This is a genomic window from Geomicrobium sp. JSM 1781026, assembly GCF_041949955.1.
Classification (GTDB): Bacteria; Bacillota; Bacilli; order Bacillales; family Marinococcaceae; genus Geomicrobium_A.
The window spans coordinates 364,766-390,099 of the sequence record NZ_JBHFQF010000003.1 but is presented as its reverse complement, the minus strand read 5'-3'; the positions used below and the strand labels follow the sequence as shown (position 1 = coordinate 390,099).

19 protein-coding genes are annotated in these 25,334 nt (G+C 41.8%); 17 read left to right on the top strand and 2 right to left on the bottom strand.

Going from position 1 to position 25,334, the window contains the following annotated elements; genetic code table 11:
* The first annotated feature begins 75 nt into the window (after positions 1 to 75).
* The 17 genes from ACE1TF_RS07245 (at position 76) to ACE1TF_RS07165 (ending at position 23,660) form a co-directional block, all read left to right on the top strand.
* Complete coding sequence (locus ACE1TF_RS07245) at positions 76 to 1,245, top strand: Gfo/Idh/MocA family protein (RefSeq protein WP_042403288.1); 1,170 nt, start codon at positions 76 to 78, stop codon at positions 1,243 to 1,245.
* Complete coding sequence (locus ACE1TF_RS07240) at positions 1,242 to 2,447, top strand: dihydrodipicolinate synthase family protein (RefSeq protein ID WP_052363994.1); 1,206 nt, start codon at positions 1,242 to 1,244, stop codon at positions 2,445 to 2,447. The genes ACE1TF_RS07245 and ACE1TF_RS07240 overlap by 4 nt, the downstream gene beginning before the upstream one ends.
* On the top strand, positions 2,420 to 3,238 hold the full coding sequence (locus tag ACE1TF_RS07235; RefSeq protein WP_042426292.1) for a sugar phosphate isomerase/epimerase family protein: 819 nt from the start codon (positions 2,420 to 2,422) through the stop codon (positions 3,236 to 3,238). The genes ACE1TF_RS07240 and ACE1TF_RS07235 overlap by 28 nt, the downstream gene beginning before the upstream one ends.
* A 16-nt stretch (positions 3,239 to 3,254) precedes the next feature.
* A complete protein-coding gene (locus ACE1TF_RS07230; protein ID WP_042403290.1) occupies positions 3,255 to 4,319 on the top strand; it encodes a Gfo/Idh/MocA family protein in 1,065 nt (354 codons plus the stop codon).
* A complete protein-coding gene (locus tag ACE1TF_RS07225) occupies positions 4,312 to 5,493 on the top strand; it encodes a Gfo/Idh/MocA family protein (protein ID WP_052363995.1) in 1,182 nt (393 codons plus the stop codon). Before ACE1TF_RS07230 ends, ACE1TF_RS07225 begins: the two co-directional genes overlap by 8 nt.
* Before the next feature lie 11 nt (positions 5,494 to 5,504).
* Positions 5,505 to 7,004: a UxaA family hydrolase gene (locus ACE1TF_RS07220; protein WP_375015524.1), complete on the top strand. Its 1,500-nt coding sequence runs from the start codon at positions 5,505 to 5,507 to the stop codon at positions 7,002 to 7,004.
* A 19-nt stretch (positions 7,005 to 7,023) separates the two neighbouring features.
* On the top strand, positions 7,024 to 8,541 hold the full coding sequence (locus tag ACE1TF_RS07215) for a tagaturonate reductase (protein WP_375015522.1): 1,518 nt from the start codon (positions 7,024 to 7,026) through the stop codon (positions 8,539 to 8,541).
* Between the two features lie 13 nt (positions 8,542 to 8,554).
* Positions 8,555 to 9,973 (top strand): glucuronate isomerase, encoded by a 1,419-nt coding sequence (uxaC, locus tag ACE1TF_RS07210; RefSeq protein ID WP_375015521.1) that lies wholly within the window; start codon positions 8,555 to 8,557, stop codon positions 9,971 to 9,973.
* Positions 9,974 to 10,003: 30 nt separating this feature from the next.
* Positions 10,004 to 13,822, top strand: coding sequence for a bacterial Ig-like domain-containing protein (locus ACE1TF_RS07205; protein WP_375015519.1), 3,819 nt, complete (start codon positions 10,004 to 10,006; stop codon positions 13,820 to 13,822).
* A gap of 252 nt (positions 13,823 to 14,074) precedes the next feature.
* On the top strand, positions 14,075 to 15,379 hold the full coding sequence (locus tag ACE1TF_RS07200) for an ABC transporter substrate-binding protein (protein WP_052364109.1): 1,305 nt from the start codon (positions 14,075 to 14,077) through the stop codon (positions 15,377 to 15,379).
* Positions 15,380 to 15,497: 118 nt separating this feature from the next.
* Positions 15,498 to 16,466 (top strand): carbohydrate ABC transporter permease, encoded by a 969-nt coding sequence (locus ACE1TF_RS07195; RefSeq protein ID WP_375015684.1) that lies wholly within the window; start codon positions 15,498 to 15,500, stop codon positions 16,464 to 16,466.
* Between the two features lie 17 nt (positions 16,467 to 16,483).
* Complete coding sequence (locus ACE1TF_RS07190) at positions 16,484 to 17,332, top strand: carbohydrate ABC transporter permease (RefSeq protein ID WP_042403954.1); 849 nt, start codon at positions 16,484 to 16,486, stop codon at positions 17,330 to 17,332.
* 26 nt (positions 17,333 to 17,358) lie between these two features.
* Positions 17,359 to 18,660 carry a Gfo/Idh/MocA family protein gene (locus ACE1TF_RS07185; protein ID WP_375015516.1) on the top strand — a complete coding sequence of 434 codons (1,302 nt, stop codon included), beginning with the start codon at positions 17,359 to 17,361 and terminating at the stop codon, positions 18,658 to 18,660.
* 11 nt (positions 18,661 to 18,671) lie between these two features.
* Positions 18,672 to 19,334, top strand: coding sequence for a YesL family protein (locus ACE1TF_RS07180; protein ID WP_042403956.1), 663 nt, complete (start codon positions 18,672 to 18,674; stop codon positions 19,332 to 19,334).
* Between the two features lie 22 nt (positions 19,335 to 19,356).
* The gene (locus ACE1TF_RS07175; protein WP_375015515.1) at positions 19,357 to 20,334 is read left to right on the top strand and encodes a bile acid:sodium symporter family protein; all 978 of its coding nucleotides are present in this window, start codon (positions 19,357 to 19,359) and stop codon (positions 20,332 to 20,334) included.
* Positions 20,335 to 20,362: 28 nt separating this feature from the next.
* On the top strand, positions 20,363 to 22,135 hold the full coding sequence (locus ACE1TF_RS07170) for a sensor histidine kinase (RefSeq protein WP_375015512.1): 1,773 nt from the start codon (positions 20,363 to 20,365) through the stop codon (positions 22,133 to 22,135).
* Between the two features lie 7 nt (positions 22,136 to 22,142).
* Entirely contained in the window at positions 22,143 to 23,660 is a 1,518-nt protein-coding gene (locus ACE1TF_RS07165) for a response regulator transcription factor (protein WP_375015510.1), read from the top strand.
* Between the two features lie 92 nt (positions 23,661 to 23,752).
* Here ACE1TF_RS07165 and ACE1TF_RS07160 read toward each other — a convergent pair whose 3' ends face one another.
* Positions 23,753 to 24,205, bottom strand: a complete 453-nt coding sequence (locus ACE1TF_RS07160) for a prepilin peptidase (RefSeq protein WP_042403964.1) — start codon at positions 24,203 to 24,205, stop codon at positions 23,753 to 23,755.
* Between the two features lie 24 nt (positions 24,206 to 24,229).
* Positions 24,230 to 25,171, bottom strand: coding sequence for an AEC family transporter (locus tag ACE1TF_RS07155; protein WP_042403966.1), 942 nt, complete (start codon positions 25,169 to 25,171; stop codon positions 24,230 to 24,232).
* Positions 25,172 to 25,334 lie beyond the last annotated feature (163 nt).

The window sequence follows — 25,334 nt, the reverse complement described above, 5'->3', positions numbered from 1 at the left end:
AATGGGTGCGATTTAATAAGAAAGCTTCTCCAATCTGTATTACGTTATATGCATAGGCGAAAAGGAGGGCTTCATATGACGAACGTGTATAAATATGGAATCATTATGAACGGGGTAACTGGGAGAATGGGGACAAGGCAACATCTTATTCGTTCCATTAAAGCGATAAGGGAACAAGGAGGAGTTACATTAGAGAATGGAGATATTGTCTATCCAGAACCGATTTTGGTCGGAAGAAACGAACATAAATTACAAGCATTATGCGAAGCGCATGGCATTGAGAAGTGGACCACAAATCTTAATGAAGTGCTTTACGACGGCAACTATCCAATCTATTTCGACTCTCAAACAACGACGAGACGCAAAGAGAGCATTGAAAAAGCAATCGCTGCGGGCAAACATATTTATTGTGAAAAGCCGACCGCAACATCGTTACAAGACTCTTTGAAGCTTGCTCGGCTTGCGAAAGATTCGGGTGTTAAAAATGGTGTAGTTCAAGATAAATTATTCCTTCCAGGAATTATCAAATTAAAGAAACTCATTGATTCAAAATTTTTCGGTAGAATTTTATCGGTCCGGATGGAATTTGGGTACTGGGTGTTTGAAGGAGACTGGCAAGAGTGTCAGCGTCCTTCATGGAATTATAAAAAAGAAGAAGGTGGAGGAATCATTAGCGACATGTTCCCACATTGGCGGTATGTCCTCGATCATCTGTTTGGATCTGTGGAGGAAGTTAGCTGTACGTATACAACGCACATCGAAAAACGGGTTGATGAACATGGCAATGCATATGAGGCAACCGCGGATGATGCAGCTTATGCAACGATCAAACTGAAAGATGATGTAATCGCTCAAATTAATTCCTCTTGGGCAGTACGGGTCAATCGTGATGACCTGCTTACAATTCAAGTTGACGGGGAGTTTGGAAGTGCAGTGGCAGGACTTAGGGAATGCAAGACACAACATCGTGTTAACACACCGAAACCAGTTTGGAACCCTGATCTTGAGAATACGATAGCGTTTACAAACCAGTGGGAAGACGTTCCGAGTAATGAAATCTATGAGAACGCATTTAAGCTTCAGTGGGAGATGTTCTTAGAACATGTGCATAGCGATACGCCATTTCCTTGGGACTTCTTAGAAGGTGCAAGGGGAACACAATTGGCAGACCTCGCGGTGCAATCTTCAGATGAAAAGCGATGGATGAAAGTTCCCTCACTTGAAAAACAAGAGGTCACTTCATGACACGAACATCAATTTTTTTACCAACAAGTGATCGACAAGTGGTCGAATACGTGTTGCAAACTAAAGAGATAAAGCAAGCGGAAAAAGTGACGTTTCATAAGCGAATTGCGTTTTCTGCGGCTCACGTCGTGGCAGATCCATTCTCGACTGGTGACCCATTGAAAGATACAGGTATTGATTGGGAAGCAACGCTTAACTATCGACATTTTTTATGGAATCAAGGGTTTGCTGTGGCAGAGGCGATGGATACTGCACAACGTGGGATGGGCCTAGAATGGAGTCAAGCGAAAACACTGATTACTCGTTCAGTAAAAGAAGCTCAAGCAGTGAATGGGAAAATAGCTTGCGGTGCAGGCACCGACCAGCTTGATCCGAATAAGCCTGCCACACTCGATGAAATCGCAATTGCTTACGAAGAACAGTGCGAACATATTGAGCAAGCTGGAGGTCAAGTTATACTAATGGCCAGTCGTGCATTGGCGCGCACAGCCAGATCTCCGGAAGATTACGCGTATGTATACGGGCGTGTACTAAGTCAAGTATCGAGTCCTGTCATCCTTCATTGGTTGGGAGAAATGTTTGATCCTTCTCTTTCCGGTTATTGGGGCAGTGCGAACCTCAATGAAGCGATGAGTCATTGTTTGGATGTGATTAGGGAGCATCAACAACGAGTAGATGGAATTAAAATCTCTTTGCTAGACAAACAGAAAGAAATCGTCATGCGTCGCCAATTACCGGAAAGTGTAAAGATGTACACGGGCGATGACTTTAATTATCCGGAGTTAATCGAAGGGGATGAAGTTGGCTATAGCCATGCACTGCTCGGAATCTTTGACGCCATTGCCCCAACAGCGGCAGATGCATTGAATGATTTGGATGCAGGAGATGTGGCGGGATATCGCAGAAAAATGGAAAAGACATTGCCATTGGCACGACATATTTTCCAAAAGCCAACGTTCTCTTATAAAACGGGCATTGTATTTTTAGCCTACTTGAATGGGCATCAATCCCATTTTCGCATGGTCGGTGGTGCAGAGAGTGCACGTTCTCTTTTACACCTTTCTCAATTGTTTACGTTGGCAGACCAAGCAGGAGTCCTGACAGCACCTCAATTGGCTACCGAGCGAATGCAGCAGTGGTTAAAGTTGTCTGGTATTCAACAAGGAGGCGAAACATGCAGCAAGTACAAGTTGAACGTGTAAGTTTAAATCAAATTACAACTGAACAGTGGGATGTACGACAGGCCATTGAAGGTTGTGATCGGCATGGCGTGTCATGGATTTCATTATGGCGCCACAAAATCCAAGAAGTAGGAATTCAAGAAACGAAGCGAATGCTTCAGGCTCATGGGTTGCAAGTCTCTAGTTTGTGCCGCGGCGGAATGTTCCCTGCACGTACCAAAAACGAGAGAATAAAACGAATTGAAGACAATAAACGAGCCATTGACGAAGCAGCAGAATTGGGTGCAAAAGTCTTAGTGCTTGTGTGTGGTGCTTCTGGTGACGATGATCTTGAAGTGAGTCGACAGTGGGTGCTTGAAGGTATCGAAGCAATCTTGCCATATGCAGCCTCACGAGGGGTTCAATTAGGTATTGAACCGTTACATCCAATGTATGCAGCAGATCGTTCTGTGATCGTTACTGCTGGTGAAGCGAATACGTTAATAGAACATTTCAATTCAGCCCACCTCGGTATTGTTCTTGATGTGTTTCATATTTGGTGGGACCCAAACATTATGAAGGAAATTGATCGTGCACATGGAAAAATCCTTGGTTTTCATGTGTCGGATTGGAAAGTACCGATGAAAGACATGTTTAAAGGCAGAGCCATGATGGGTGATGGGGTGATTAACATTAAAAAATTAAGAGAATCAGTAGAAAAGAATGGATATTGCGGACCGGTTGAAGTAGAGATTATTAATCAAGATCTTTGGAATCAACCAGGAGATGATGTTCTCGTTCAGATGAAAGAACGATTCATTGAGCATGTATAAGAAATGAGGTGAGCACATGAAGACATACACCCCGAACCTTAAACTTGGCAGAGCGGTGCAACAGGGAGAGTTCAACATTGCAGCAATCGGTTTGGATCACAATCATATTTATGGAATGTGCAAAAGACTTGCAGATGCTGGAGCATCTGTGAAGTGGGTGTATGACCCAGATCCTCATAAAACGCAATGGTTTAAAGAGAAGTTTCCTGAAGTGGAGGTGGCTCCTTCAGCGCAAACAATTTTAGAAGATCAAGAAGTTCACATGGTTGCGGCTGCGCCGATTCCTTCTGAAAGAGGAGAGTTAGGTCTAAAAGTCCATCGGCACGGCAAGCATTATTTCACCGCAAAAACACCGTTCACGTGCATCCAACAGTTAGAGAAGGCAAAAGAGATGGTTAGGCAAACAGGCAAGGTTTGGGCGGTGAATTACAGTGAACGCATTGCCGTTGAAAGTGCCGTTTTTGCCGGACAACTTATTGAAGAAGGGGCCATTGGCAGAGTGGTACAAGTCATTGGCACAGGCCCTCACAAGCTGAAAGAGGGAGAGCGTTCTTCTTGGTTTTTTGAAAAGGAGAAATACGGCGGAATCCTTTGTGATATTGGCAGTCATCAAGTAGAACAATTTCTAACCTTCTCAGGAGCTAAACGTGCTGAAGTGGTGTTTAGTCGTACGGAGAATTATGCACATCCAGATTATCCGGAACTTGAAGATTTTGGGGAAGTGTCCCTAAAGGCAGATAACGGAGCATCGAATTATTTCCGTGTCGATTGGCTGACACCAGATGGGCTTCATTCTTGGGGCGATGGCCGGACATTTATTTTAGGAACAGACGGGTATATTGAATTGCGCAAGAATCTTGACCTCATGCGTAGTCGAGAAAGTGATCACCTATTTCTTGTTAATCATGAAGGAGAACAATACTTTTCATTAAAAGGTAAAGTAGGACTCCCGTTTTATCACCATCTTATTGGAGACTGTTTGCATGGAACTGAGAAGGCAATGACTCAGGAACATGCTTTTCTAGCATCTGAGTTAAGTCTGAAAGCACAGAATATGGCTGAGCGAGAGAGGGGTGGTTGAGATAAAAGAAGTATCTATCTTGCTCGTCGGTATCGGCGGTTACGGAAGCACGTATGTGCGTGAACTTCTTTCAATGGATCAATTCTCATTGGTGAAAGGCGTTGTAGATCCTAACCCAGAGAGGAGTCCATTCTACGCTGAAGTAAAAAAGGGGTCCATTCCAGTCTTTGAAACGGTTGATGAATTCTTTGCAAATCACTCGGCTGATTTAACAATTATTTCGAGTCCTATACCTTACCATAATGAACAAACTCTTGCCGCTCTAAAACACGACAGCCATGTTTTATGTGAGAAACCATTGACAACGGACATTGAACAGATTTACGACATCATTGCGCTTAAGAATGAGAAAAAACGATTTGTTGCTGTTGGCTTCGATTGGTCTTACTCGCGTTCGATACAAAAATTAAAGACCGAGGTCATAAGCGGAACCTTTGGTCGGCCCATTCAATTTAAAACGTTAGTGCTATGGCCAAGGGATGACAATTATTTTCAGCGAGCCGTATGGGCGGGGAAATGCAAAACTGATGACGGCATACCGATTTATGACAGCGTAGCCAATAATGCAGCGGCTCATTTTCTTCATAACATGTTCTACTTGCTGGGCAGCACCCCTTTTGAAAGTGCACATCCGCTAAAGCTAGAGTCGGAATTATACCGAGTTAACCCAATTGAAACGTTTGATACATGTGCATTGAGAGTCAAAGTAGAAGGAGGAACTGAGCTTCTTTATTTAGCGACGCACGCGGGAGCCGAACAAAAAGGCCCGATCTATGAGTATGTTTTTGAAGACGCTGTGATTCAGTATGAGCGGTATGGTTCAATCATCGTTACGATGCGGGACGGGACGATACGAAGGTACTCGGATCCTGAAGAGGAAAGAAGTCAAAAGCTATTTTCATGCATTGAAGCGGTGAAAACTAAAGACTATACACATGTTTTATGCGGTCCCGAATCGGTAATCCCTCACGCAATGTGCATTGATGCCTTGCATACAGCGATGAATGACACCATTGTGTTTCCAGATCAATCCGTAATTCGTGAAGACAAACGGAGGTCAGTCAAAGGTTTAGACGAGATCATGAAAAAATCATTTGAATTGTGGAAGCTTCCAAGCGAGTTAGAAGAAGCTGATTGGGCAGTGCGAGGTTATACATCAATATTCTCACACTAAAGGAGGACGCAATGAGTGTTCAAAATATCAAAATACACGATAAAGACAATGTCGCGGTCATGCTCGGCGATGGAAAATCTGGGCAATGGCTGAAAGTCGGAAACGAAACGATTGTATTGAAGGAAGATATTGCAGCAGGTCATAAAGTAGCTCTCCAAGAAATGGCGACAGGTACGGAAATTATAAAGTACGGCAATGCGATCGGGTCAATTACAGAGAATATTATGGCAGGCAGCTGGGTGCACTCACACAACTTAAAAACAAATTTAGATGGAAAATTAACGTATTCATACAATCCTCTGCAAACAGATCGTGAGAATAAACAAAAGAGCTCTGTAACGTTCAAAGGGTATCGACGAGGCAATCAAGATGTGGCCATTCGAAATGAGATATGGATTATTAACACGGTAGGCTGCATAAACAAATCTGCAGAGCTCTTAGCCAAACTGGCAACGAAAGAACTAACTACTGCTGATGAAGTAGATGAGATTCGCAGCTTCCCTCACCCGTTTGGATGTTCACAGCTTGGTGACGACTTGAAGTATACGCAGCAATTTTTAAGCAGTCTCGTACAACATCCAAATGCAGCTGGTGTACTTGTTATGGGGCTAGGGTGTGAAAATAATACAATCCAATCATTTCAATCTATGGTAGGAGAAGTAAAAGATAAGAAAGTCATGTTTTTTAGTGCGCAGGAAGTGGATGACGAGCTTGAAGAAGGACTTCAGTGCATCTCTGAATTGGTGGAATATGCGAATACTTTTCAGAAAGAAGACATCCCTATTTCTGAATTGAAAATTGGTTTAAAGTGCGGTGGGTCCGATGGGTTCTCAGGAATTACGGGCAATCCACTGGTTGGGCGGTTTTCTGATCGATTAATTGAAATGGGCGGGACTGCAATTATGACTGAAGTTCCAGAGATGTTTGGCGCGGAGACACTGCTCATGAATCGTGCAGAAAGTGAAGACGTATTTCATAAAACCGTTCATCTCGTTAATGATTTTAAGGATTATTTTATCCGGCACAATCAAGTCGTCTATGAAAACCCTTCCCCAGGTAATAAAGAGGGTGGTATTACAACGCTGGAAGAGAAATCTTTAGGGTGTGTGCAAAAGGGTGGATCTGCTCCGATTGTGGATGTATTAAGTTATGCGAGCCGAGCGGAAAGAAATGGTCTAAACCTTCTTCAAGGCCCAGGGAACGACCTTGTGTCTGTATCCAATCTTGCAGCGGCTGGTGCACATATTGTCTTGTTTACGACAGGTAGAGGAACGCCGTATGGCGGTCCCGTGCCAACCGTGAAAATCTCGACAAATACAACGCTTGCCCGTAAGAAAAAACGGTGGATTGATTTTAATGCCGGTCAAATTGTTGAAGGAGCGAATATCGAAGGCGTTGCAGAAGAGCTGCTTGAATACATTATTAAACTTGCCTCCGGCGAAGTTCAAACGCAAAACGAGAAGTATGAATTTAAAGAGATAGCCATTTTCAAAGATGGCGTGATTTTGTAAGTGAAAGGGTGCAATGTTTATGGCTATATTAGATCATTCGCTTATCCGCGCAAAAGAACTAGCACCAAAAGAAGCGTACGAACCTCATCCGTTTCGAATTATGCAGTTTGGAGAAGGCAATTTTATACGTGCATACTTTAATTGGATGATTCATCAGCTCAATACAACCGGAGAGTATCGAGGACGTGCGGTTGCTGTTCAGCCGACTCCTCACGGAAAGAAGATGTCAATATTTGATAGGCAAGACGGATCATTTACTGTCATGTTAAAAGGATATATGAACGAAAAGGTCATCGATGAATCGGAGGTAATTACATCCATTGGCGAAGGGATCAATCCGTATGAAGATTGGGAGCGATTTTTGACGTTTGCCGCATCTGAAGAGTTGCAAGTCATTACGTCAAACACGACAGAAGCAGGGCTCTCATACACTTACGAACGTTTGGAAAAGGATCGTGCCTGTTTATCTTTCCCGGGCAAAGTAACACAACTATTGTATGCAAGGTATCAAGCTTTTAAAGGATCAAAGGAGGGTGGATTACATATTCTTCCCTTAGAGTTGATCGACAATAATGGGAGTCTGCTAAAAGAGATTATTTTACGGAAAATCCATGACTGGGAATTAGGTGGAAATTTCAAAAATTGGGTGTTGAACCATCAATTTTTTTATAATACACTCGTTGATCGAATTGTAACCGGCTATCCAAAAGAGAACGACGAACACTATTTTCATCGGTTAGGGTATGAGGATTATCTTCTCACAGTTGCTGAACCGTATCATCTGCTTGTTATTGAAGGGAACGATACCATTAAGGATATTCTGCCTTTGCACAAGGTTAGTGGATTGAATGTGCAGTACGGGGAAGTGAAAGCGTATTCAGAACTCAAAGTGAGACTTCTTAATGCGCCGCATACGATGATGTTTGCATTGGCACAGTTTGTCGGTACAACGACTGTCAAACAAGCGATGAGTAATGACCAACTCAGGCAATTTATCAAGGAAGTCATGCACTCGGTCATTCGCCCGGTACTTCCTCAAACTGACGAAGAGAAAGAGGCGTATATTGAGGGGGTCATTGAACGCTTTGACAACCCTTATCAGCATCATCAACTTTCGGATTTAGGCCTGAATGGAATGCAGAAATTCCGCTCTCGGGTAGTGCCCATTTGGCGCAAGTGGAAAGGTGAGGAAACTGCAGCTGAACATTATCTTAGCTTGTCACTTGCGGCGTTGATTTATTATTTCCGACCGACAGAGCCCGATCAAGAGAGTGGGACAACGGTCATTAACGGTATCGCAGTGCCTTTGCGAGAGGAACTTTCCACCATGAATTTTATGTACGCCGAATGGAACAACGTTTCACAGCGAAAACAAACCATGCAAGAGCTCGTACTGAATGTGATGAACAATGAACAGATTTGGAAAGAGAGTATGGAATGTGTGAATCCTGCAGTTGTTGCTTCGTATTTAACGATTCTATGTAAAGAAGGCGGCAGTGCAGCCATTGAAACGCTAATGAAGCATACAAACAAGTAAAAGGAGAGGTTGAATGCTAATTTCTAAAGACACGTTTATAGATGATCATTTCTTATTAAACTCAGACGCCGCAAAACAACTTTACCATGATTATGCGAAAGAGATGCCGATTATTGATTATCATTGTCACGTTCCTCCCAATGAGATTGAACAGAATCGTAAATTTGAAAACATCTCGGAAATATGGCTACATGGAGATCACTACAAATGGCGAGCGATGCGAATGCTCGGGGTAGATGAATCCTACATTACCGGAGATAAAAGTGATAAAGAGAAATTCATGAAGTGGGCAGCGTGTGTTCCGAAAACAATTGGAAACCCATTGTTTCACTGGACTCACTTAGAATTAAAGAGATACTTTGATGTGAATGACATGTTGTCAGAAATGAATGCTGAGAAGATTTGGGACAAGGTGAATGCTGACTTGCAAGGAGCCGACCTAACCACGAGAAAAATTATTGAAAAATCGAATGTCGAGCTTATTTGTACGACAGATGATCCTATCGACAGCTTAGCAAGTCACAAGCGCTTATCTCATGATAAAGAGTTCGAAGTCGCAGTGCTGCCAGCGTTCAGACCTGACAAAGTTCTGCAGATTTCTTCACCTGCATTTCAAGAATATGTTCAATTATTAAGCGAAGCATCAAACGCAAGGATTGAACATTTGGACGATCTTATAATGAGCTTAGAAAAACGAATGACGTATTTCCACGAACATGGATGTCGTATATCTGACCATGGAATTTATGGGATTCCGTTTTCTCCGTGTTCAAAAGAAGAAGCAACCCGCATTTTTCTGAAGGCTTTGAATGGTGAACAAGTGTCAATGGTTGATGAGGAAAAATACCAAACGTTCGTATTGCGAGTGCTCGGTCAAATGTATCACGATCATAACTGGACGATGCAACTGCATATAAGTGCGATGCGCAACAACAATTCCAAGTGGTTTGAAGTGCTGGGGGCTGATACAGGCTTTGACACAATTGGTGACCAGCCGATTGCTGCCAAGCTCAATGGTTTCTTAAATGAGTTGGAAAAAGATAATGCGCTCCCAAAAACAATTTTATACAGTGTGAATCCTCAGTTTAATGAGGTGATTGCTTCCGCGTTAGGTGCCTTTTCTGCGAATGGGCAAGTAGGTAAGATTCAATTCGGTTCAGCCTGGTGGTTTAATGATCACAAGGAAGGTATGACAAAGCACATGAGTGACCTTGCAAATATTGGCCTGTTAAGTACTTTTGTCGGTATGCTGACGGACTCAAGGAGCTTCTTGTCATACACAAGGCACGAATACTTTAGGCGCGTTCTCTGCAGATTGATTGGTGAGTGGGTGGAGAATGGGGAGGCACCAAAGGATTACAAATATTTAGGTGATCTTGTCCAAAACATATCATATTGGAATGCAAAACATTATTTCAAATTCCCTATGTGAAAGGAGTATTAAATGAAAGGAGGGAACGAAATGATCATGTTCAAGAGGTGGCTTCCAGCCGCCTTAGCTTTTTTACTTGTCGCATCACCTTATGGTTCTGTTGCAAAGGCGGTTCAAGATCAAGGGTTTATTAATCCCCCTGATCATTATAAAGCGAGTGTTTTTGGTGATCTTGGAGGACAGAACAGTATAACCGCTGAGAATTTTGAGATTGATACGAACGATGATGGCACGCTATACATGAGGAGCTCCAATAACCAAGGGAAAATCGCGAGCAACAGTGAGGGCATCGCTTACACATACAAACAAATATCAGAAAGTTCAAATTTTAATTTAAGCACGACTGTGACGGTGGAGGATTGGACACCGAACAATCAAGTGAGCTTTGGAATCATGGTAAGAGATGAGATTCTAAAAAATGAGAATGATGAACACTTTACGGGTGATTACTTGGCTGTTGGCGCACTTGATCAAGAGATGAAAGGGTTTTACAACAAGAACGACAGGAGCAGTATCGAAAAGGATCATTGGTCTTTTGATGATTCTGATCCCCCACATGGGAATAAAGAATACTCACTCGCTCTCATCAAAAGCGGAGATGTGTATCAACTTTCTGTGAATGGTGAGCATCAAATAGTAGAAGATTTTGATGCAGCACTTTCCTATGGAGGTTTTTTTACGGCACGTAATACAGCGGTGACTTTTAGTGAGTATAAGGTGGATGTATTATCTGATGAAGCAGATGGTGCTTCCCTTGTTGTTGATGATCAACGGGTGAAAAAAGAATATTTGAAAGGGGAAGATTTAAATTTAGAAGGGCTTCGTGTGCATGTTGAAAGCGCCAATGGAAGTGAGCGAAGGGTCAACGAAGACGAGTGGATCGTTACGGGTTATGACCCACAAGAGACCGGCGATCAGCAAATTAATATACATTATAATGGATTGACAGAAGAGATAGAAGTGACTGTTCATCCTTTATCTGTAACCGATTTGACCGTGGAATATGCACCCGCAAAGTCAACGTATTATGTCGGCGATATATTGAACACGGACGGGTTGGAGATCGAGGCAGAATACAATGACGGTTACAAACATGGACCGCTCGAGCATACCGAGGTATCCTTTCAAATTCAAGGTAAAACGGTTCACCCGGGTGAAGTACTGACGAGTCCAGGAGAAAAAACGGTCTGGGTAGTTTCAGATGATTATTTCAGAGCTTTAGATTCTTTCACGATCGACATTCGTGACGAGGCGATCACTGAACTGGAGATTAGACAAGCTCCTGTTAAGACGTCGTATTTTATTGGAGAAGAATTTGAGCCCGCAGGAACGATGGTTTATGCCCATTATGAGGACGGAGAAGAAGTTCGAATAGGTCTTCAAGAGGTAGAGATTGATGATGAGAACACCGATCACATCGGGAGAAAAACCGTTGAAATTAGCTACAAAGGTGAAGTAGCAAGTTTCGATATCGAAGTTAAAGAACCTGAAGTCACACATATAGAAATTGTGGAATATCCAAAAACGACGTATGAAATTGGCCAACCATTCGATCCTAACGGTCTGGAAGTTGTATACGCATATGATAATGGAGATCAAACTACGGTGGAAGAAGAAACATTGTCGTTGGACATATCGGAATATGATGAATCGGAACCGGGGAGGTACGAGATTGTTATTGAGGCAAACGGGAAGGCGTTTGAAGCGATAAAACTTCCTGTTATCGTCCAAAATCCGCGAGAACATCTATGGGAATCGATTGTATTTGGCCAATCAATTGGTGAAGACACCAACAGTATTAAAGAACATGAGGGTGGCAACATCGAGTTGTATGCCCATGGAAATGCCGGGAAGGTGACGCAAGACCATGATGGCATTTCCTATTACTATACTGAATTAAATGCAGAAGGCGACAATTTTGACCTATCTGCAGATATTGAAGTTATTGAGTATGCGAAGGCACCTCACGATGGTCAGGAGTCATTTGGGATTATGGCACGCGATGCGATCGGTCCAGCGTGGGATTCAAGCGTATTTTCATCCAATGTTGCTACAGTCGGAGGCTTTAGCGGTGGAACTAGCGAAGCCAATGGAACGCAATTGTATGTAAGAAGCGGGGTGATATCTCCTGATGGAGAAGGCAGTGAAGGTATTCAGAAAAACATGATACAGGAAGAGCGCCCCGGTTCGTCAAACACTTTTCCTGCAATGGAGTACAGATTACAATTAACAAAAACCAACAGTGGGTTTAAAGGTTCACTAAATGGCGAGAATGAGACCATAATCTTTGAACCAGATATTCTTAACGTACAAGATGATAAAATGTATGTAGGTTTCTTTGTCGCAAGAGAAGCTACAATAAATGTTCATAATATTGATTTGTCGGTAACCGATGCTAATGTAGACCCACCAAAAGTTGACCCCCCATCTGAGCCAGTTGAGCCGACGTTGAACATCGTATCCTTAGAACGGACATCAGACACAGAGACGTATCATGTAAAAGCTGAATCCAATACTGAGGGGACTCTCCGGCTCATTCAAGAAGGACAAGTGATTGAAGAGGAAGGAAAAATGTCCCCTGGTGTGGTCCTGCCCATTCATGCACCTCTTAATGATAATGAACAAACACGATTTACGGCTGTGTTTATACCCGATGACTCGAAAAACTTATCAAACGATCAGCCGATCATCAAAAATTTCACGGTTATAAACCGAACATTCCAAGACGAAATTCATGTGACACCTGAAGGCCATCATACAGGAGAGGGTACAAGGAATGATCCAGTTGATGTTGATACTGCCATAGATTTTGTCAGCCGAGGACAAACAATCCTTCTCCATGATGGGCACTACATTCGGGATGAAAAGCTGAACATTCGTAAGTATAATGATGGAGCAGAAGGTGAAATGAAAACGTTGAAAGCAAAGAAAGGCAGTCACCCGGTCATTGATTTTAACTCTGTATCAGAGGGTGCGGTGCTGAGTGGAGATTATTGGCATATCGAGGGCATTGATTTTGCCCGTTCCGCAGGTAATACGAAAGGTTTCGTCATCGGCGGCAGTCATAATATTGTAGAGAATAGCAGATTCTATGAAAACGGCGATACGGGACTACAGATCAGTCGTACGGACCCTTCTGAAGACGATATATCTATGTGGCCGTCACACAACCTTGTCTTAAACTCGACATCTTTTGATAATCGAGACCCTGCAGAGAACAACGCGGATGGATTTGCAGCAAAGCTAACGTCAGGGGAAGGCAATGTGTTTCGAGGAGCAATTGCTCATAACAATATTGATGATGGTTTTGATTTATATGCAAAGGTAGGAACCGGTGCAATTGGTGCTGTTGTCATTGAAGACAGTATTGCATATAGAAACGGCACACTTACTAATGGTAGTGCAGGTGGTGGGGATAAAAATGGCTTTAAACTGGGGGGGGAAGGAATCTACGTTCCTCACATCATTCGCAATAGCATAGCTTTTGAAAACGGATCGACAGGTTTTACGAGCAATAGCAACCCGGGTCTGATCGCTGAAAACAACATCGCATTCAATAATGAAGGCGGGAATTTGGATATGTCCACATATACCAACATACAGGAGGATTTTGAATTAGACCGTTTTATTTCCTATCACACCCGTCCTGCACCAAGAGATCGTTATCCTTACAGGTTGGAATCAAACAGCAACTATTTGTTTGATGGTGACGTATCAGAGAATAAAAAAAGTATCCAAATTAATGAACAGCATTTCAAGAGTTTACATCCTCAACTTCCATATAAACGAGATGAGAATGGAGATATTATTTGGGGAGATTTCCTCTATTGGATTCCGCCGGCAATATAAACTCACCTAGTAAAAAAAGCGACTATCGCGTCTTGTTGTGCTGTGCGTGCCGGTATTCCTCTCTTTTGGAGGCGTAATCGACTCCTCATGCAGCACAGCTTGATCGCTGTTGCTTTTTTGTTTTGTTTCAAACATGTCTGTTTTTTGAATGAAAAGATCGGGTTTTTAAATTTAAAATTTTCAGAATAAAAATTAGAATGAAGATATAAAGGAAAGCGCTTTCAAAACTGCATTTAAGGGAGTGTGAAGGGTGTGAAAAGGAACTATCAAGTGCCATTATATTCGGTTATGGCAGCTGCACTGCTTGCCGCGTGTGGAGGGGACACTGATAACGGAAGCGAGACGGAAGCAACTGCAGGTGAAGAGGAAATAGTGCTACGCATGTCGTGGTGGGGGTCACAAGAAAGGCATAATATGACAAATGAAATCATTGAAATGTATGAAAGTGAGAACCCTCACGTGTCAATTCAGCCAGACTTTGCAGGGTTTGATGGGTACTTTGAGAAGATGGCAACGCAAGCAGCTGGTGGGAATCTGCCGGATATTATGCAGCAAAATCATGGGGAATTCGTAAATCAATATGCTTCTCAAGGGCAGTTAGCGGATTTGCAGCCTTTCATTGATGACGGAACGATTAATGTCAGTGCAGTCAGTGAAACGGTGTTAGAATCTGGTGAATTTGATGGGGAATTGGTCGGGCTTCCGACAGGTATGAACGCATTGGCGGGGCTATATGATCCGGACATGATTGAATCTGCAGGTGCAGAGCTTCCGAATGAGGACTGGACGTGGGAAGACATGATTGACATGGCTACGACGGTCCATGAGTCTACAGGGAATTACGGGATGCGGTTAATGGAGCCGGGAAATATGTTTGAATACTATCTTCGAGATAACGGTAAGCGTCTGTTCAATGAAGATGGGACAGACCTAGGGTATGAAGATGACCAACTTTTTGTGGAGTATTTGACGATGAATAAGCGAATGGTGGATGACGGAGTGGCTCCCGGCTATGATGTTATTGGAGAAATTCAAGGGCTGGAAGACGAACTACTTGTACACGGTACGGCAGCCATTAACTTTCGGTGGACAAACCAATTAAATACCATTGCGTCTGCTGCAGGGGATGATCGAAATATTGAACTTGCGATTTTACCCGGTGATAACAATGATGAGGCAATGTATTTGAGGCCTTCCATGCTCTGGTCAATCGCTGAGAATTCTCAGCATAAAGAGGAAGCGGCAAAATTTATTGATTTTTACACGAACCAAACTGAAGTTTTCGATGTGGTAGGATCTGATCGCGGTGTGCCTATTAATGAAGACATTCAAGAGGAGATGAGAAGCGATCTTAATGAGACAGACCAAAAAGTATTTGACTTTATTTCCTACGTGACGGACCACAGTACACCCGTCGATTCAAATTATCCACCACAAGCCGCGCAAGTCTTAAATGCTCTTGAGGATGTTGATGAGCTAGTAATTTATGGGCAAATGACGCCGGAAGAAGGCGCTGCCCAATTTAGGCAAGAGGCGAACGCAATTCTTGGGAACTAATATAAAAAGGTGCGGTTCTGCTCTTTATAGCAGGATCGCATTCAATCAATCTCGTGAGCTTGGTAGTTAGACAATGAATTTAATAGGCTAAGAGGTGAACAACGTGTCACAATCTCACATGGACGACCAAGCTAGATTACAAGAGAATACCGGCCTTCCTCCAAATCGGAATTTAAAAGGGCGGTTCGGTTTAAGGAAAAATAAGAGACCTAGAAAAGACTTGCAAAATGGTGTAGGATACATATTCTTATCACCGTTTGTCATTGGAACCATCTTACTTACGATGTTCCCAATATTGTATTCACTGTATCTCTCCTTTACAAATTATTCGATGGGCGGAACTCCGGAATGGATCGGTTTTGGTAATTACGTCCATATGTTCAACAACGACGCGATGTTTTGGCAGTCAATGGAAGTTACGTTTTTCTATGCAGGCACTGCAGTTCCACTTCGTCTTATATTCGCTTTGTTTGTGGCCATAATTCTTAATAAAGTCATCGAAATGGTAGGAGTTTATCGGACTTTATTGTATCTTCCGTCCGTTGTAGGCGGAAGTGTTGGTGTTGCCATTATGTGGCGTCAGCTGTTTGGAAATGAAGGGGCAGTTAACGGAGTTTTGTCTATGCTCGGCTTGCCGACACATTCATGGCTAGGTGATCCCAATACAGCGATTTGGACACTCGTGATTTTATATGGCTGGCAGTTCGGGTCTTCAATGTTGATCTTTCTTGCAGGTTTACGCAATATTCCGACGAGTTTCTATGAAGCCTCTGCTGTCGATGGTGCAAGGCCCATTCAGCAGTTCTTTAAAATTACTTTACCAATGTTGACACCCGTTATCCTCTTCAATGTAATTATGCAGACCATTCAAGGGTTTATGGCATTTACACCGGCTTACGTAGTAACTGCAGGGGACCCTATAAACAGCACACTCTTATACATCTTGTATATGTATCGCCAAGCGTTCGAATATTTCAACATGGGTTATGCTGCAGCACTTGCATGGGTAATGCTTATCATTATTGCAATATTAACAGCGATTATATTTAAAAGTTCTCAATACTGGGTTCATTATGAAGATAAGTAAAGGAGTGGAGCTTAGGAATGGAGCATAAAAAAAAGGTTCGTTTAAAAAAGATCATTCAGCACACTCTGTTAATTGCCTTTACAGCGGTTATGCTCTATCCAATTGTCTGGATGGCCGGCAGTTCATTTAAAGAGAGTTCGCAAGTGTTTATCAATCCACATCACATCATTCCATCGGAGTGGAACTTTGAAAACTATATCGTTGGTTGGGAAGGGTTTGGCGGCATAACGTTTTCAACCTTCTTTATGAACTCGATTTTCATTGCAACTGTAGCAACTGTGGGAAGTGTGTTATTCTCCGCAGTTGTCGCTTACGGGTTTACACGGATTAATTTCAAAGGCAAGAGGTTTTGGTTCGTTGTAATGATGCTGACGATGATGCTGCCTTTCGAAATGGTCATGATTCCGCAATACATTATGTTCAATTGGTTTGGGTGGATAGACACTTATTTACCACTCATTCTACCCTCGTTCTTCGGCGTTCCGTTTTTCATCTTTTTAATCATGCAATTTATTCGTACCATTCCGAAAGAATTGGATCAGGCTGCAATGATAGATGGGTGTAACAGTATTTCAATATTTTTTAGGATCATCTTGCCACTGGTTGTGCCGGCAATGATGACAGCGGCAATTTTCTCGTTCTACTGGCGTTGGGATGACTTTATGTCTCCGTTAATTTATTTGCAAACACCGCAAAAGTATCCAGTATCACTTGCGTTGAACTTGTTTGCCGATCCTGACTCCGTGACGAACTGGGGAGCGTTGTTTGCCATGACAACACTCAGTTTATTACCTATCATTGTCGTTTTCTTCATATTCCAACGTTACATTGTGGAAGGAATTAGTACAAGCGGTCTAAAAAGTTAAACGATGCGAAATAGGAGTGTCTAATAATGAAGAGATATGTAGTGTGCGGTGTTAGCAATCGAGCAATTTCCATGTTTATAGCTCCGATGATTTATCGGTTTGCTGTTCACTGCCAGTTGGTGGGTTTATTAGATATTGATGCAAAAAGATTTGACGTGTGTGCAGAGAGGATACCTGAAACGAAAGCGATACCAACCTATGAAAATCATCAGTTTGAGTTCATGGTACAGGAGGAAAAACCTGATGTCGTTATCGTTTCCGGCAGGGATGATACACATGTGGAGTACATTTTAGAAGCTCTATCGCTAAATTTGGATGTTATTGTTGAAAAGCCGCTTGCCACAACGGCGGAAGATAGTGAGCGAATTGTCAAAGCAGAGCAACAAAGTAAGGGTAAGGTAATCGTGACGTTTAATTATCGATACAGCCCTTATCATTTAAAGATTAAGGAATTGTTGCTTGAAGGAAAAATTGGAAAGATTACTTCAGTAGACTTGAACTGGTACATTGATACGTTTCATGGATCAAGTTACTTTCAAAGATGGAATCGCTTACGTGAACGCTCAGGAGGTTTATCGATTCACAAAAGCTCTCATCACTTTGATCTCGTTAGCTGGTGGTTGGACCAGCGCCCGTTGCAAGTGTTTGCTTATGGAGATCGCTTCTATTATGGCGACAATAGCGAATACAATCCAGCGAAAGAAGATGGCAGGTTTTGTGGAACGTGTCAGGTAAGACAACGATGCACGTACTATACACGCTGGAATTCAAGAAGTAATTCTCAAGAAGTTCAAGATGACCACATATCAATGAATAAACGATCACGTGATGGCTATTCGAATTATCGACCTGACCAGTGCATCTATGATTCTGAGATTAACATTGAAGATGCATATACAGCTACAGTGAAATATGATCGTGGGGCAATACTAAGCTACTCCATTAATTTCTCGCTGCCATATGAAGGCTATCGACTGGCAATTAATGGGACAAAGGGCAGAATTGAAACGATGGAGTATCACGCTCCGTCCCGTGTCCCTTTTCCAACGCCAAGGCAGACGATCGACTATTTCCCGCTATTTGGAGCAAAAGAGACGATTCATGTAGTCGAACGAGAAGGTGGGCATGGAGGTGGTGACCCTGTCATTCAAGAGGACTTATTCTTAGGGGAAGATCCACACAGACCATATGATGTCTTGTCGGGCAGTGAAGATGGTGCTTATGCTGTTGCGACAGGAGAGGCGGTCTGGAAATCAGCCACATTGAACCAACCAATCAACGTCGATGACATTCTGACAATCAATTTGCGAGACGTGCATCAAAAATAGGAGGTGGTCCCATGACGGGGGGCAGGTTGTTTGTATTTATCTATACACTTTGTCAATGGATTTGTTATTTCTTCTATTTAAACGTCATGTGGTTGTTTTGTTCGCTACTCGGAGGTATAATTTTTGGTATCGGTCCAAGCACGGTTGCGGTGTATGCCATTGCAAGGAAAACAAAGCTTGGTGAAGAGGATTTTCCGTTATTTCGAACCTTTTGGAACGTGTATAAAGCAGAGTTTATTAAGGCTAATGCTCTGTTTCTAATGCTTCTTGCGATTGGTTTTGTCGTCTACTTTAATATAAACTATTTTAGGTTATTTGATGATATGTTCCATATGGGAATGCAAGTTTTCAGTACGATCATTGCATTGATGTTTATTTTTATTGCTTTATACATCTTTCCGGTTTACGTACACTACGATTTAGAGTTTAAGAAGTATATACAATATGCTTCGGCACTGAGTATCTTGCATCTCGGTCAAACAGCACTCATGATTTTGTCGGCTGTGTCTGTATACTACTTTTTTATAAGCTTTCCGGGTTTTATTCCTTTATTTGCGGTCAGTTTCATCATTCACCTTAATGTATGGTTGGCATTCAGAACGATAGAGAAAGTTGAAAGCAAAGGTGAGCAACTAAAGGAAGTGGATTACGTAAAAATCGGCCAGCAAATCTAACAACAAGGAAGAGCGATACACCATGGTTTTTGCATTTGATCGTTGGCTAATGAAATTTATGCCTTATATGATTCCGGTGATTGTCATTCTAGGCGTGACAGGATTGCAAGGAGCCGCTTCGTTATCGGTGGCAATTATGTTTATTTTTGCATTTATTTGTTTTTCGGGTTGCTTAGGAATTCAATATCAAGACATTAAATCATCTGTATTAAATCCTTTACCTATTATTATATCTCTTGTCATTATTCAAGTGATTATGCCGCTTATTGCCTTCTCAGTAGGAACGCTTTATTACAGTCACTCTGTTGATCTGCTTGCGGGTATTGTGATTGCCTTTACGATTCCTACGGGCGTTGCGACCATCATGTGGGTTCGAATGAGCGGAGGTAATATCGGAACAGCTCTTTCTATCGTACTCATTAATACGCTTCTTTCTCCAATATTACTGCCTGTGACTATACTTTTATTGTTAGGGGCTCGCGTATCAATTGATGTTGTCGGCATGGTCGGCAGTCTCTTCTTAATGATTGTCTTCCCGTCCATTTTAGGTTTGTGGGTAACGAGAAGGTTGCCTGCAGCTACAAAGCAACTTTCAGTCTACACTTCACCTCTATCCAAGCTGGCAATGCTATTGTTAATTCTAATTAACAGTGCAGTCGTATCTCCCTATTTATCAACGATTGATCTAAATACCATTCAGTTGTTCCTTTCGGTGCTCGGCATTGCTTGCCTTGGGTATACAATTGGATTCTTAGCATCCATCCTTTTTAAGTGGCATTCATCCGTGCTCGCTGCGGTAACGTTCTCTTGTGGGATAAGAAACACAGGGGTTGGTGCAGCATTAGCTGTCGTTTATTTTCCGCCGGCTACTGCCCTCCCTATCGTTTTAGCTATCGTGTTTCAGCAATTCTTGGCATCCATCATTCAACAAGTGATTCGAAGATATATAAATGATCAAGAGGGGAAGCTGAGAGCAAAGGGTAGGTTTGTACGTTCGTGAGGTTACTAAATTATACAGGATGATCTTTATGGGAATGAAAACGTGGCGATGGTTAAAAAAATTGCTTAAAAAGCTCCATCCAACAAGCTTATTTAATCAGTTTACGCAAATAAGATATAAGCTCTTTTCCATTAGTGTTGTTTTTATGATTATTTTTGGTGTGTGTGGACTTGTTATTTTTCATCTTTTATCAAGTTTATATAATGATAAAGTGTATGAGGAAGCCGAAAATAATCTTAGAGTCTCTGCGAATGTTTTGGATAGAGAATTGAATTATATTGAAGATTTTACATTTCAAGTTGCTACCGATCCGACGATGCAAGTCATCATGGATCGAATTGATATACCTATCCGTAACTATAATTATTTCCGCACCCGGGAGAACCTCATTGAAAGGCTTACCTTCTTTATTAATCAAGAACATTATTTTAATTCTGCTCAGATTATGGACTCAAACGGCCGTCTAATTTCAGCTGGGATGTGGACGAATCTGAATATTGATTACCAATGGGTAAATCACGAAATCCGCAATGTCGGTGGTAGAAATGTTTGGCAAGGTGTAGATGATCAAGGTTTTTTAATTTCCGCTAGGGAAATTAAAAAACGTGAGAATCTATCATTAAACCATCTAGGGTTTTTATATGTATATATTGATGTGGATGACCTCATCTCAGCAGCGCTGAACTTTGCGCCGGAGCAAAACTTTGTTATTGCAGATGATAAAGATCTTATCTATTCCAGCACGATGGAATCAGGAGAAATAAAAGAGCTGTTAGCAATGCCTCCAATTGAAAGTTACGAGATTGCGACGATTAATAATGAGGCATTTTTTATTATTGAACTCTCTTCAAAGCATTCTAACTTGAGTTATTTTAATATTGTGGAATTGGATAACATCAATGATCAAAAAGCGTACATATCATTGATGATTTTTCTATACATCTTTTTTATGGTAATTGTCACGATCTTTATTAGCCGGCAATCAGCGAAAGCCATTTCGAAACCTATTGAACGATTAACAAAAAATGTAAAAAAAGTACAAGAAGGTAATTTCGAGGTGGTTCCTGACCATAACCAAGAATTTTTAAAAGATGAGATTGGTGATCTTCAAGAGAATTTCTATGTGATGGTTGATAAAATTAACTCATTAATTAAAGAAAATTATGAAAAGCAGCTAATTATTAAAGAGACCGAATATCGTGCTTTACAGGCGCAAATTAATCCGCATTTCTTCTATAATACGTTAGACTCCATTCATTGGATGGCGAAAGTGAGTGACCAGAAGAAGATAGCTGAGATGGCAGAAGCGCTTGGCAGCATGATGAGAGGAATGGTTAGCAAAAAGGGGCCTCTAATTACAGTTGGTGAAGAGCTTGCCATTGTCGAAAGCTATATTACAATTCAGCAATCAAGATACAATGAGCGCTTGGTTTTTCGGCTTTACTGTGAAGAGCAGTTGAAGAAAGCTTCCATTCCAAAACTGACCATTCAGCCAATCATTGAGAATGCCATTAAGCATGGGTTGGAAGAGATGATTGAACCTTGTAAAATTCAGGTTTACATTGAGAGGTATGGAAACGACTTAATGATTTATGTGAGGGACGACGGACTGGGAATATCTGCTAAGAAAATCGAACAAATCCTGAATGGGACGGTAGTATCAAAAGGGACAGGCATTGGCCTAAACAATATTCATGAAAGGATTCGACTCTTGTATGGTGATGATTACGGCATTACTATCACAAGTAAAGAAAGCAAAGGGACTACCTTGTTCGTAACTATTCCATTCATTGAGGAGTGAATTGTACATGTATGATGTGCTTGTCGTTGACGATGAGGTTCATATTGTAGAAGGAATTACGAAGATGGTGGACTGGGAACGCTGCGGAACAAAGTGCAAAGATCAAGCGTATCACGGGCAAATGGCTTTAGAGATGATTGAGTCTGAGCGTCCGCGCATCGTAATTACTGATATTAAGATGCCTGGGTTGAATGGTCTGGAATTGATAGAGAAAACATATTATTTTTTTCCCGAGGTTCAATTTATTGTTCTTTCCGGCCACGATGATTTTGCCTATGCCAAACAAGCGATGAAGTATGGTGTAAAACACTATCTATTAAAACCTTGCAATGAACAGAAGATTGAGGAGGCGCTTCGACAAGTCGTCATGGACCTTCAAGAGAAGGAAAAAGTACAAGAATACATTGATCAAATCACACCGAAGGCAAAAGAGCAGCAAGTGCGCGAACTCTTACTAAATTCCGCCTCTTTTGATCATGGTTTATTAAAAACTGCTTCCCGAAATGAGAAGTTTAGAATCATATGCAGTGAGATTCTTTCAAAAGATGCTCATACTGAACGCCGAAAATTAAAACAACTAATGGATAAGCAATTCGCAGACAGCACATCTTTTTATGCATCAGCAATTGTTTCGGGTAAAGTAATTGTTGTGATTAGCGATTGTCCTGAACAGCATTTACAGGGGGTCATTCGAACTTCTAATAAAGAGTGGGAAGTTCAGGTTGAAAGTGCTGTAATTTCTGTAATTAGTCAAGTGAGTCGTATAGAAAGGCTAGCAATCGAATATAACAAGGTTTTGGAAGCGTTTTCTTACCGGTTTTACATGAACAGCAAAAGCAGAGTGATTCTTTATCATGAGTTAACAAGTGCAGCAGTAACGAAGTTTGATCAGCAGCAAGTCATTTGGGAGTATGAAAATATGATAGAAGTGGTACGGGCGATGGATATAAATAATGTCAAACGCGCGATGCACAAATTTTTCCATGTGCTTAGCACGTCTAAGTTTTCCGACCGGTTCATTCTCATGAAATGCAAAAGCCTGCTATGGTCAGTATCATTTCGTTCCAGCCATGATGAAAAAGAAGAATTGTTGACGACGATTAATGGCATTGATGCAATTGAGCGTGATGTTATGAAAGTAGAAGAGTACATGATGGAACATGTCATGAAGGTTGTTCGTGAGAACAGCTTGACGAAAAACCATCTAGTGAGGGAAATCATTGCATATACAGAGCAGCACCTTCAGGATCAATCATTATCGTTGCTTAGAGTCGCTAAAGAAGTGTTCTTCATGAATCCAGATTATTTAGGGAAAGTGTTCAAAAGAGAAATGGGGATGAACTATACGAATTATCTCATGGAACGGCGGATGGAGATGGCAATGGAATATATGAATACAGATCGGAAAGTGTTTGAGGTGGCAGAGGAAGTTGGGTTTGGAAATAATCCGAGATATTTTAGTCAGATTTTTAAAAGGTATACAGGAAGCACTCCTACGGAATATAAAAAGGAAGAGCGGGTGTAATGCGAACTGTTTTGTATTGAAATGAAAGTACAAATTCATACATTCTAAATGAAGAAACCGAAAAGAGGCATACCATTTTCGGTTTCTTTGCACTATACCCAAAGTAAAATAGCGAGGTAACATGCTGTCCCGGCGGCAATAAACGGTGCAAGAGGAATCATAGTTACTTCTTTGTTTTTAAGGATAAACGACTGATAAATTAAGTATGGAATCGCCCATAAACCAGCGATCAGGTACGTGGCAAACACAACACCCATTCCCGCCTTTAATCCTAAAGCTAACCCGATGACAGTAAATAACTTAATATCTCCACCGCCAACTTGACCTCTGCTCACAATGGCTAGCAGGAGGTGAATGCCTCCGAGAAGGATCCCTCCTAGCACATACATATGTACGTTTGAAAAATCAAGAATGGCATTCGCCACTAGAAAATACACCATGCTTGGCAACGTCCATTTGTCGTAGATGAGGCGGTACTTCAGGTCAGTGTAAACAGATACGATAAGTACAATGAATAATGGTAGATAGATGAATGCGATGTCCAAACCTAGTACCTCCTCTTATATGGTTTACGAAAAGAGTAAAGTAGCGACCCAAGTGATGAGTGGGATCGTAAAGAGCGACAAGAGTGTCGAAACGACGGTTGTCATTGCGGCTGTGTCCTCTTCATTCGTATAGCGACTATAAATGACAGGTGCAAGCATAAATGTCGGCATTGCAGAGAGAATCACAAACAGTTGCCGTAAGAACGGATCCATGTCTAACAAGGATAAGAGTAAAATCATGACGCTCGGAATGAACAGCAACCGGATAAAGAGTGGATATTGAATGCCGCGGTAAAGAATGCGTTGATTTTGGCGAAAAAATGGCGGTAATAAAAACCCAATATAAAGCATGGCCAGGGGTGCAGCCAAACCAGATAACATTCCGGCTAGATCTTGAAAAAGCCGAGGAGCCTCTAACCCAGAAACGGCGAAAGTGAGTCCAATGGCAATCGCAATGACTGGCATATTAATCAGCTCTTTGAGCTGACGAAGTGAGAACTTTTGGTTATCGCTTTGGAGAATGAATACACCTAAAGTGAATAAAATTACATCTAAACCGGCATCGAATACAGCAGCAAGTAGCCCGCCAATCGGTCCGAATATGGCAGCGCACAACGGGATGGCAATGAATCCGGTGTTGCCAATTGCGGCAAGGAGCGACAGCTTTTTTGCCTTAGACCATTGGAACCTAAACATTCTCAAAACGATAATGCTAAAGAGAATGGCGGAACTATTAAAAATTATTGAAACGATAAAAACGATCACTACTTGTTGCAAAACTTCGTCAGTAATTTCAGTGTTGAATACACCATTCAAAATGATGAACGGAACGGCAATGTTGATAATGACAGCCATCAGTAATTTTTTGGTGTCTTCTGTCACGGTCATACGAATGGCGACGAGCGTACCAAAAAGAATGATCAGGCCCATCATCGCAATTGTAAGTGTAATGGTAGCGACGTCCATTGCGATCAGATTCCTTTCAAGTGGGCATTATCGCCATCATACCATGTTTTGTAATCTTCGGGTCCAAGCTCGTGACGGTTTTTTATTACAGAAATAAAGGATATGGATTGGATAGCTAGAATAAATAAGGTATAGGTATTTGAAAGCGATTACAATTTAGGAG